The organism is Marinilabilia salmonicolor JCM 21150, from assembly GCF_000259075.1.
In the GTDB taxonomy this organism is placed as follows: domain Bacteria; phylum Bacteroidota; class Bacteroidia; order Bacteroidales; family Marinilabiliaceae; genus Marinilabilia; species Marinilabilia salmonicolor.
Genome location: NZ_AJKI01000046.1, coordinates 35483 through 47349, shown reverse-complemented (window position 1 = coordinate 47349; position 11867 = coordinate 35483). Strand labels below are relative to the sequence as shown.

Sequence of the window (11867 nt, the reverse complement as noted above, 5' to 3'; positions counted from 1 at the left end):
AAGATGGATTGCCCAAAAGGATGGTTCAATTCCCCTATTCCCAAATCAATTGAGTAATAATTCTGTTGATTTCAACAAAAAAAAATCTCCCGATGAAAAAACCGGTATTTTTAATACTCACAGGCCTTGTACTAATGACGGGCTGTTCCGAAAAAACAAAACAAGAAATGCAACCAACTTTTAAACCTGAAAACGTGAAGGTTGAAAACGGCATTATGACCCCCGAAGTACTTTGGTCAATGGGCCGTATCGGCAACTTAAGTGTTTCTCCTGACCACCAGAAAGTACTTTTTACGGTTACTTACCCAAATATCGGAAACAACAGTTTTAATACCGACCTTTTTGTGATGGATGCCGATGGAACCAACCGGCAGAGAATAGATACGCAGTTTAAAAACAACTGGTCGTTTTCGTTTTCTTTTGGAGGAAAAAAGAAAGCGGTAGAAGTAGAAAAAAAGGCCAAAAGAAATACAGTAAGTGCTGTCAACTGGCGACCCGATGGTCAAAAAATAACGTTCCTCTCCGAATACAATGGGGATCGCCAGCTTTATGAGATGAATCCAAATGGAAAAGAAGTGGTTCAGATTACGGATATCCCCGGAGGTATCAGCAATTACAAATACTCCCCCGACATGGAGCATCTGCTGTTCATTAAAAATATCAAGCTGGATGAAACCCCGGAGGATATCTATCCTGATCTCCCAAAAACCAATGCACGCATTGAAGACGACTTAATGTATCGCCACTGGGACAATTGGCATGACTACAAGTACAGCCATATATTCGTAGCCCCCTACCAGAAAGAAAGATTCATCATCGAGGCTACTGATATCATGGAAGATGAACGCTTTGATACCCCTTTGCAACCATTTGGTGGAATGGAGCAGATTATCTGGACGCCCGACGGTCAGAAAATTGCTTACACCTGTAAAAAACTGAGTGGAAAGAATTATGCCCTATCCACCAACTCCGATATATATCTCTACGATCTGGAGAACAAAACAACCATCAACCTGACGGAAGAAAACCCCGGCTATGACAAAAATCCGGTATTTTCGCCCGACGGACTGCGGATGGCCTGGGAGTCGATGCCTCGTGATGGTTATGAGGCTGACAAAAACCGACTGATGGTCAAAGATCTGGAAACCGGCCGGGTGATTGATTACACGGCCAATTTTGATCAGGACATCCATGCACCTGTATGGAACCTCATGGGGGATGCTCTCTTTTTTATCAGCAACCGTCATGCTACGGAGGATATATATCGCATCAATCTTCCGGGTGGCGACATCCATAAAATTACCGATGGAAAAAACAATTACACATCTGTAATTCCGGCTGGTGGACAACTAATTACGACCCGTATGAGTATGAGTGCCCCCACCGACATTTTTGCTGTGAACCCGGTGGATGGATCAGCTAAAAACATCTCCGCCATTAACCAGCCCATTCTGAACCAAATCAATATGGGTAAAGTTGAAAAACGATGGATAACCACTACCGATAATAAAGAAATGCTTACCTGGATTATCTATCCGCCTAATTTCGATCCGGAAAAGAAATACCCGACTCTGCTCTATTGCCAGGGAGGCCCGCAAAGCAGTGTGAGTCAGTTTTGGAGCTACCGATGGAATTTCCAGATGATGGCAGCCAACGACTACGTCGTTGTGGCCCCAAACAGACGGGGTCTTCCGGGGTTTGGTCGCGAATGGAACGAGCAAATCAGTGGCGATTATGGCGGACAAAATATGCAGGACTATTTCAGCGCCATCGACACTATGGCCAAAGAGCCTTATGTGGATGAGGAAAATCTGGGTGCCGTAGGTGCCAGTTATGGAGGGTATTCGGTCTATTGGCTTGCCGGCAACCATGACAAGCGATTCAGTGCTTTCATCTCGCATTGTGGGGTATTTAACCAGGAGATGATGTACACCACCACCGAGGAGATGTTCTTTGTCAACTGGGATCTGAAAAAACCTTACTGGGAAATGCCCGAAAAACATTACGACTTCTCCCCGCACCTCTTTGTGGAAAAATGGGACACGCCCTTGCTTGTCATTCATGGGGGCAAAGATTTCCGCATTCCCTACACTCAGGGAATGGCGGCTTTCAATGCTGCAAAACTCAGAGGTGTTCCGTCACGTTTCCTCTTCTTTCCCGAAGAGAGTCACTGGGTGCTCACTCCCCAAAACGGCATCCTCTGGCAAAGAGAATTTTTCGGATGGCTGGATAAGTGGCTTAAAAAATAGCTGGCGAGCTAATGAGTTAGTGAGTTGATGAGTTTTTTCCTCATCAATTCATCAGCTCTTTGGCTTGCATCCGGCGTCTGCGCCCCACTACAACCATAAATACAATAGAAACTGCTTTCAGCAGAAATCCGGCGTACATCAGCAAGGAGCCAATCAAAGCAGTTGATGGCTCCCCCTTCATAAAACCGCCGGTTCCCACCATGGCAATACCGGCAAAAAGCATCACCAGGTAACGTCCTCCTGCCAGAGAGCCATTAAGTAAACCCAGTGTGAGATATAATACTTTAAGTGAAATCCCGGCAATCAGCACATAGCTGTACCAATCCACACCAAAAATCCGCAATCCGACAGCTACAAAAACCAGGAATAACCCTGTAAAAAGAAAAATTTTATTGTTCATTCTTTACATTTTTCAATTAAAACTCATAAAGGCAACGGAGCACTTCATCCTCCGGCCCCCATCATTCAACAAACATAAAAGGAAGTTTATTGTTCTTTATGGTACATTGATAAAATAAAAAAAACATCCGAAGACTTTTCGCGTCAAAGTTAGAATAACAATTTTTATTTTACTCATTAAAACCATCCATGAACACAAAAAACATTCTCATCACCGGGGCCTCCTCTGGAATAGGACGCGAAACCGTTCGTTACTTCGTAGCACGCGGCTGGAAAGTTGCTGCCACCATGCGCAATCCCGAGAAAGCAGGTGACCTGGTTAATATTCCGGGCGTTGCTATTTATCCGCTGGATGTAACTCAACCCCACGGTGCAGAACAAACCATCCTAAAAGCATGGACGGACATGGACGGAATTGATGTGGTGGTTAACAATGCCGGCTACGGTGCACTGGGGATTCTGGAGGGAGCAGGCGATGAGCAAATCATCAGACAACTAGACACCAATGTATTGGGAACCCTCAGGGTTATCAGATATATTTTGCCTTTGATGCGGAAAAGAAAAAAGGGAACCATCATCAATATTTCATCCATAGCCGGAAAAATGGGGCTTCCTCTTTATTCGTTGTATCATGCCAGCAAATACGCAGTGGAAGGACTTACAGAAAGTCTATTTTATGAACTATATCCCTTCAACATTAAAGTTAAAATCATTGAGCCGGGCCCGGTAAAGACTCAATTCAACGGCCGATCCAAAGATGAAATACTACCTCCTGATGATCAAAAATATATAGCCATCTCGCAGAAGGTATCCCATTTCTACAACAAAACATTCAAATACGCGGCTCAACCCGAGGTTGTAGCCAAAGCCATATACCGGGCAGCCACTTCCAGAAGCAACAAACTCAGATACCCGGCAGGTTTTCAGGCAAAAATATTTTTATTGCTTTACCGGATTTTACCGGGAACATGGTTCCGGAAACTGACACGTGTACTTATCAATATTTGAGTAGTGTTTGTCTATAAAGTCCAACTTCTGCGTTGTTGCTCAAAATCTAAATACTCATCCCGATTGTGCTTTTTGTTGGTTTTTTGTTTAAAAAACCTTACAAAAGCTACTTCGGGACTGCGGTTTAGATTTTTCACACGCCTTGAATTTGAACTTTCTATCTCAAACACGTGAAAAACGCTTAGTTTATGGACAGACCCTAAGTATATTTGCATTTCCTGATTAAACTTTTTACATGCACAAGAGTCAATACTTTATGTTTTTTGTAATCGTACTCACAGTTCAGATACTCGTCAATCTTTATCTTACATGGCGGGGCTTCCAGGCCCTTGAAGCACATCCAAAGATAAGACCCTGGTTTATCGCATTCATGGTATTGGCCACTTTTAGCTACATCATTGGCCGAACGCTCGAAAAGAGTATGTACAACCCGCTTACCGTATCTCTGCACTGGCTGGGAGCGTTCTGGTTTGCTGTCATGCTTTACGCCACACTGCAGGTTTTGTTGATCGATATAGGCAGACTCATAAATCTGGCAATTCCGTTTATTCAAAAAATGGCCGGAACTGATTATACGCAATTCAAGTTTATCGTTGGAGCTTCAGTGGCGTCAATTACTTTCCTCGTTATCATGGCTGGTCACATTAATGCCTGGCACCCGAGGACAGCAGAGCTTAACATTGAAATCCCCAAAACGGCCAATGGATTAAAAGAGTTGCGCATTGCTGCCGTCAGTGATGTGCATCTGGGGACCATCATCGGCCCCCGAAAAACCGGAAAACTGGTCAACAAGCTCAATGCACTCAATCCGGACATCATATTAATGGCCGGAGATGTATTGGATGAAGATGTAGGCCCCGTTATTCGTCAGAACCTGGGTGATTCTCTACGAAAACTCAAAGCACCAATGGGCATTTATGCTTCCACTGGAAACCATGAATATATCGGTGGTGGAGAACCATCAATAAATTATCTTGAAGAACATGGTATAAAAGTACTTCGCGACTCTTCAGTGCTTATCGGGGATGCGTTTTATGTGATTGGCCGTGAAGACCTCCATGCCAATTTCAGCAAAGGCCAGAAAAGAAAGGGAGTGGAAGAACTTCTTCAGAATATCGATACCAACCTACCGGTAATTATGCTGGATCACCAGCCATATCATCTGGATTCTGTTGCAGGAAATGGCATTGACCTTCAGCTGTCAGGGCATACTCATCACGGACAATTATGGCCATTCGGATATATTACCAATAAAATTTATGAGGTAAGCCGTGGTTACAAACAAAAAGGTGACACCCATTTCTGGGTGAGCACCGGTTTTGGTACCTGGGGGCCACCGGTTAGAACCGGCAACAGACCCGAGGTGATTTTAATTAATTTAAAATTCCAGAATTATACCAATAGTCGGAAGAACGGTTCCTGAAGTGGTAATTAACTCCTTCAGGTCGTACTCCTGATTCTCTGCCGGTACAGATGGGTTGGCCACCACAGGTTCTCCATCGTCTCCAAGACGCTGAACCAACCGGGGAGGATTTTCATTCTGTTTGTTATAAACATTTTGTATATCCAGATACAATCCCAGAGAAAACTTTGGAAACATCCATGACTTATCCACCCGGAGATCAAGTTGATGAAAAGAGGGTAAACGCTTTTCATTAAAACGATCATAATCCGGGTATTCTCGTCCACGCACATTCCATGCCTGAACATCTCTGGATTTCTCCAGATCGTAAGGAGTGTATGGCAAACCTCCTGCAAATCGCCACTTTAGTCCAAAATCCCAATTCTTTTTAAATGATTTATTGAAGGTGAACGTCAGCAAATGCTCACTATCCCATGCTGAAGGCACATAATTTCCGTCAACATCGGTAAACTCGGCATGACTCCAGGTATAAGCCAAAATATAACTGTATCCTTTAGGCGATTTTTGTCTGACCAGTAACTCCAATCCGTAGGTACGTCCCTCGGAGGAACTGGTCACTTCCTCATCTCCAAAAGTCCCGTAATCCCCACCTTTACTGGCCATCGCTACGGAGTCCTGAACAGAGAAGGGATAATTGTCATAATCTTTCAAAAATCCCTCCAGCCCAATGCGGGTATAATTATTTGGCGTCCATTCAATACCGGCCACAATGTGATCAGCATGAATGTATTTTAAACCATTATTTTTATTCACCAATTGCCCGTCGTTATCACGATACCCCATCATAGTATAAGCCGGTAACTGAAAATAACGTCCCGAGTTAAAGGTAACGCTCACCCGGGGCATAAGATCATAGGATGCCGTAAGCCTCGGACTGAATTGGCTAAACGGATTATTCATCTCGTCGCTGTATGTATTAGCATCGAAACGCACTCCTGCCCTCACATCCAGCTTTTCATCCAGGAACTTTCTGGACACAGATCCAAATGCACCATATTGGAAAAAATCCAGATCAGAACTGTAACGAATCAATGCTTCCCGACCGTCACGAAAACTTCTTGCAAAAGTGCGGTTGTAATAGGAGGCACTTTCAAGATTCATACCTCCTTTCAGGGTATATTCACCTGGATTGCTAAAAATTTCGAACCGTAGACGGTTTTGTATTTCATCGCTGGTATAATCGGTCAACAATTTATCGGGATTATCCACCTCGTTGTCTTCGTATTTTGAAATAACATTGTTCAAATGACTGCGGCTAAGGGCCAGCACATAATAGTTTCGCTCCATGAAATGCTTAAAGCTGGCTCCCACAGTATAATTCCACTGTTCGTAAGCCGGCAGATATTGCAATGTATAGCGATTCTCTTCTGTAGGATCGGGCGACGGATTGTACTTAAACTCATCGATAGCTCCGACTCCCAGCAATGTCAATTCATTTTTCTGGTCAAAGCGTGTTTTGGTACGAAACTGAAAATCATTAAACGTAGGCAGGAAAGGCAAACCGATCTGATCAAACAAAAACTGAAGATAAGAACGACGTACAGAAAAAAGCCCTCCCGTTTTCTCTCCCAAAGGAGTGTTGGCCGACAAAGACACTTCGGATGCACCCAAAGTACTTTTGAATGATGGTTTGTCCTTGTTGGCATCAATCTGCTTAAACTCGAATACTGAACTCATGGCACCGCCCCTGTCCGCTGGGAAGGCACTGGAGTAAAAGTCCACTTCACGAATAAAGTCCACGTTAAGAATCCCAACGGCCCCTCCCGATGCTCCCTGAGTAGAGAAATGGTTCAACACAGGAATTTCAATTCCATCCAAAAAGAAACGATTCTCTGAAGGTCCGCCTCCCCGAACAATCAGGTCATTACGGAAAGAAACAGCAGCACCCACACCTGGAAAGCTCTGCAATACTTTGGCCAAATCACGGGATGCACCTGCCCCTTTTTCTATCTGCTCAATTCCTATTCGTCGCAAAGACACAGGTGTTTCACCACGGCGAACAAAACTACCGGCAGTTACCTGCACTTCCTCCAGCTGAGTCGTTTTTTGTTTCATGGCAATCTCTATGTAATTGGAACGCACTGCCGAGAGGTTAATTTCTTCCGTCAACTTGTTCTCATAACCAATGGACGATAATTGCAAACGAATAAAACCGGGCTCCAGCTCCTCGAAAATGAATTCTCCATCCTCATTGGTAGTAGTCCCGGTATTGGTGCCTTCGATCACAATATTCACAAACGGAAGCGGATCATTATTGTAGGCATCTTTAACCAATCCTCTAAGGGTCGCATTCTGGGCAAACCCCAATGAAGTAGTAAAAAGGAGAACTATAAATAATTTCAGTTTAAGTGTCATCTTTATTTGTTTAGAGTTTAAATGTAAATTATTAAACAGTAATTGCAATAAAGTTGTTCTAAAAAACAAATCAAATCTTCAAAATACACACCTCAAATCATTCAGTTTCGTGCTAAAAATGATATATTTGAGATAAAACCACATAAAAGGACTGAATGGGGCTAAAGAACAAACTAAATCCTGAAAAACTACTGGGGAGATTTCTGAGATGGCGATTACGACACATCAGTAATCGACAGTTCATAATGTTTCTCAGCATACTGGTAGGAATTGCTTCAGGTCTGGGAGCAGTAGCCATCAAAAACAGTGTTCACTTTATCAGTGTGCTGGTTCAGGATGTCATTCATGTCGAAGGACAAGGTTATATTTTCCTCATTTCCCCTATAATAGGAATTCTCCTCGCTGTACTTTTCATTAAGTTTGTACTCAAACGGCCTGTGCGGCATGGCATTCCCAATGTGCTGTATGCCCTGTCCAAACGTAAAGGCCGAATTCGTCGTCACAATATGTTTTCAAGCATTGTTACCAGCTCATTAACCGTGGGCTTTGGAGGCAGTGTGGGACTGGAGGGCCCCACGGTATCAACCGGTGCGGCTATTGGCAGTAACATCGGGCAACTGTTTCACCTCAATTTCAGGCAAATTACACTTTTGCTGGGGTGTGCTTCTGCCGCTGCCATGTCAGCCATATTTAAGGCACCCATTGCCGCCATCGTTTTTGCATTGGAGGTCATTATGCTGGATCTGACCCTGACGGCCATCGTTCCTTTGCTGATGGCCTCTGCCTCAGCCGTACTCACCTCCTATCTCTTTTTAGGACAACAAGTATTATATCCGGTAACAATTACAGAAACTTTTGAAATAAATGACCTGCTCTTCTATATTCTGCTGGGGGTTATTACAGGTTTAGTTGCTGTCTATTTCACTAAAGCTTACTTGCATATTGAGCGACTATTCGGCAAACTAAAGACTGTCCTTTCGCGCCTGATCGTCGGAGGTATCGGACTGGGAATCCTGCTTTTCTTTTTCCCTTCTCTGTATGGTGAGGGATACGATATCATTAACAGTCTCCTGGCTGGGGATATATCTTTCCTTTTTGACCAGAAACTATTCGCCGGGCTGGAATATTTCTGGCCGGCAGTGGCAGGACTTATCCTCATAATGATTGCTCTTAAAGTAGTAGCCACCTCCATCACTTTTGGAAGTGGAGGTGTCGGTGGAATTTTTGCTCCAACGCTGTTTATTGGTTCCAGTACCGGACTGCTTTTTGCAATGGTTGTCTCGAACTTAGGAATCACCGAACTATCGGAGCAAAATTTCGCTCTTGCCGGCATGGGGGGCCTCATTGCAGGAGTACTGCATGCCCCTTTAACAGGTCTTTTTCTAATTGCTGATGTCACCGGAGGTTATGAGTTATTTCTTCCTCTGATGATTACTGCCACCATCTCCTTTGCAACAGCCAAAACATTTGTAAAAAACTCGGTTTATACGCATCAGCTGGCCCAACGAAAAGAGCTACTCACTCACGACAAAGACCAGGTGGCGCTTGCACTTATGGATGTTACCAAACTCATTGAAACAGATTTCTCGGTCATCTTACCCGATGCCAAATTGGGCGATTTGGTAGAAGTGGTTTCTAAAGCGCACAGGAATCTGTTCCCGGTTGTGGACAACCGCGGTATCCTGCATGGAATGGTAAAGATGGATGACATACGAAACATCATCTTCAAACCGGATCTATATGAATCAGTGGAAGTCAAAGACCTGATGTATATGCCGGAATATTTTATCAGTCCCGACGACTCCATGGAAGATCTGGTAGAGATTTTCCGAACATCCGGACGATTCAATATCGCTGTTATTGACAAAGGAAAATACCTGGGCTTTATTTCCCGGGCCAATGCGTTTACGGCTTACCGGAATTTTGTAAAACGTTTTTCGGGAGAGTATTAGGGAGAGGCTGAGCATTTACTAAGGCATAGAGCAAAGCGCATAGGGCATGGCACATGGGAGTAAAACCTGGCTGGCAAAAATTAGAATCCCTCGCTGGAGCTATCCAAAAAGTCCAATTATGATGTCATTCTGAGCTTGTCGAAGAATCTGTTTCACCTGAAAGACAGATGTTTCGACTACGCTCAACATGACTTTTTTTTGGGGATTAATACTTTTTGGACAACACCTTCTTAAGGAATTCAAATTGCCCCTCGGTTCTGCCGCTTTATTCACAAAAAAATCCGCATTAGCGAAGTCTGTGCCCCATGCTCCTGGCCCCAGATTCTACTCAAACAGCCCTTCATCCCTGATTAGCATCAATATAGCCGACTGGGAAACAATCACATACTTCTGATTATTGAATTCTATCTCGTAGCCACTATTTTGCAGATAGACAGCAAGATCGCCCTCACGGGGCTGAAGCGGAACATAACGGACATTTTCACTCTTCGATTTCCAGGGTTCATCCTCTTCAGCAATGGCCGAAATGGGATAGCCGGGCCCTACTTTAACCACATAACCGGAGTGTACTTTTTCTTTTTCCTGCACATTGGGAGGCAGAAACAGACCAGATTTGGTTCGTTTCTCTGGCGTTTTGGGCTGAATCAGCACTCTGTCGCCCACTACAATGAACTTGCTTAAATCTTTTTCGTCAATTCCGGGAACCATTTTTTTCACCAAATATAAAAATAATCGTCGGTAAAAGGCTATTTTTGGAGTTGACTAAAAACAAAGACCAATACCAATGTTTAAAAAAGTTCCTCATACCTACGTAATTGTATTTTCACTGATAGTAATGGCAGCCGTGGCCACCTGGTTCGTTCCCGGGGGACAATATGTAGCCCCCGAAGATGGCAGCACCACCTCGATGGTCGATTTCCGTGAGGTGGAAAGTCAACCCCAGACGTGGCAGATATTTTCAGCCCTATTCGAAGGTTTCGAGAAACAGGCAGGCATCATCGTTTTCATCCTGATGATTGGCGGAGCCTTCTGGATTCTCAACGACAGCAAAGCCATTGACATGGGTATTTACTCTTTTCTGAAATTCACCCGGAGACTGGATAAATACAAAGCCATCAAACTCATTGGAGCCAATAATCTCATCATCGTCATGGTTATGCTGATGTTTTCCGTCTTCGGAGCAGTTTTTGGCATGAGTGAAGAGACCATTGCGTTTGTGGTCATTGTCGTTCCGCTGGCAATCTCCATGGGCTACGACAGTATCATGGGTGTTTCCATGGTATTTGTGGCAGCCGGTCTGGGCTTTGCCGGAGCAGTGCTGAATCCCTTTACCATCGGTATTGCACAGGGCCTGGCAGGACTTCCGCTCTTCAGTGGTTTCGAATACCGTCTCTTTTCCTGGGTTGTCATCAACCTCATTGGCATTGGTTATATTTTATGGTATGGAGCACGCATCAAAAAAGACCCGAAGCGGTCACCCGTTTACGAGGAAGATCATCACTGGCGACATGAAATAACGGAAAGCGATGCCGAAACAGGTCATAAAACTTATACCGCCTCATGGGTTGCCTATTTCCTAACCTTAGGTGCGCTGATTCTGTTTTCCATTTATTGGCCTGTGAGCACCCTGACAATTGGCGGAGGCGATGGAATAACCACCTTTTTTATTCCCGGACTCACAGCACTTTTTGCCATAACAGGATATCTTGCCCTGCGAAAATCTTCTCCTGCCTTTGTTTTGGTCATCCTCGGGTTCACCATTTTATTCCTGATAGTCGGTGTTATGGGCTTTGGCTGGTACATCATGGAAATTGCTACTCTCTTCTTTGCGATGGGCATTCTGGCCGGAATAGCCATGAACAAAAGTGCCGATGAAATCACTCACCTGTTTCTCGAAGGTGCCAAAGATATCATGTCAGCCGCACTGATTGTAGGATTGGCGGGAGGAATCATTGTCATTCTCGAAAACGGTAATATTGTGCACACCATTTTACACGCTATGGCCGGAGGAATGCAGGAAATGGGCAATGTGGCTTCTGTTGGAATTATGTATGTCATTCAGACTGTCATCAACATTGTTATTCCCAGTGGATCGGCTAAAGCGGCACTCACCATACCCATCATGGCTCCTTTTAGTGATCTGATAGGTCTTTCCAGGCAGGCTACGGTAATGGCCTTCCAGTTTGGCGATGGTTTTACCAACCTCATCACCCCCACATCAGGGGTGTTAATTGGTGTGTTGGGCGTGGCACGTATTCCTTATGTGAAATGGGCAAGATGGATTGCTCCTTTAATTGCCATTCTGATCATCACTGGTTTTCTGCTACTTATACCTACAGTCACCATGAACTTAAACGGTTTTTAACCATTTATTTTTGTTTTTTCTCTTGTCGGTTTGTTGATTTGTATTTAGGTTTACAATTAAACAGCAAACCGAAAACACAGTAACAGGGCGCCTGACAATAGCGCCAAGCAACAACA

8 protein-coding genes are annotated in these 11867 nt (G+C 44.2%); 5 read left to right on the top strand and 3 right to left on the bottom strand.

What is annotated here, in order from left to right; genetic code table 11:
* Nucleotides 1-167: 167 nt before the first annotated feature.
* A complete protein-coding gene (locus tag W7W_RS0118870; protein WP_010665209.1) occupies nucleotides 168-2249 on the top strand; it encodes a S9 family peptidase in 2082 nt (693 codons plus the stop codon).
* A 43-nt stretch (nucleotides 2250-2292) separates the two neighbouring features.
* On the opposite strand, the gene W7W_RS0118865 is transcribed toward W7W_RS0118870, so the two are convergent.
* Entirely contained in the window at nucleotides 2293-2649 is a 357-nt protein-coding gene (locus W7W_RS0118865; protein WP_010665208.1) for a hypothetical protein, read from the bottom strand.
* A gap of 188 nt (nucleotides 2650-2837) precedes the next feature.
* Here W7W_RS0118865 and W7W_RS0118860 point away from each other — a divergent pair, with 188 nt between their 5' ends.
* Together W7W_RS0118860 and W7W_RS0118850 are read left to right on the top strand one after the other, a co-directional pair.
* Nucleotides 2838-3656 carry an SDR family oxidoreductase gene (locus tag W7W_RS0118860; RefSeq protein WP_010665207.1) on the top strand — a complete coding sequence of 273 codons (819 nt, stop codon included), beginning with the start codon at nucleotides 2838-2840 and terminating at the stop codon, nucleotides 3654-3656.
* A 235-nt stretch (nucleotides 3657-3891) separates the two neighbouring features.
* Nucleotides 3892-5079 carry a metallophosphoesterase gene (locus tag W7W_RS0118850; RefSeq protein WP_025007084.1) on the top strand — a complete coding sequence of 396 codons (1188 nt, stop codon included), beginning with the start codon at nucleotides 3892-3894 and terminating at the stop codon, nucleotides 5077-5079.
* Here W7W_RS0118850 and W7W_RS0118845 read toward each other — a convergent pair.
* Nucleotides 5035-7434, bottom strand: a complete 2400-nt coding sequence (locus W7W_RS0118845; RefSeq protein WP_010665205.1) for a TonB-dependent receptor — start codon at nucleotides 7432-7434, stop codon at nucleotides 5035-5037. The two genes, W7W_RS0118850 and W7W_RS0118845, sit on opposite strands and share 45 nt — an antisense overlap.
* 155 nt (nucleotides 7435-7589) lie before the next feature.
* Between W7W_RS0118845 and W7W_RS22515 the strand changes: the two genes are divergently transcribed.
* Nucleotides 7590-9386, top strand: a complete 1797-nt coding sequence (locus W7W_RS22515) for a chloride channel protein (protein WP_010665204.1) — start codon at nucleotides 7590-7592, stop codon at nucleotides 9384-9386.
* A gap of 324 nt (nucleotides 9387-9710) precedes the next feature.
* Here the strand turns inward: W7W_RS22515 and W7W_RS0118830 are convergent, their stop codons facing one another.
* Nucleotides 9711-10094, bottom strand: coding sequence for a co-chaperone GroES (locus W7W_RS0118830; RefSeq protein ID WP_010665203.1), 384 nt, complete (start codon nucleotides 10092-10094; stop codon nucleotides 9711-9713).
* Between the two features lie 76 nt (nucleotides 10095-10170).
* Between W7W_RS0118830 and W7W_RS0118825 the strand changes: the two genes are divergently transcribed.
* Nucleotides 10171-11751, top strand: a complete 1581-nt coding sequence (locus W7W_RS0118825) for a YfcC family protein (protein ID WP_010665202.1) — start codon at nucleotides 10171-10173, stop codon at nucleotides 11749-11751.
* Nucleotides 11752-11867: the final 116 nt, after the last annotated feature.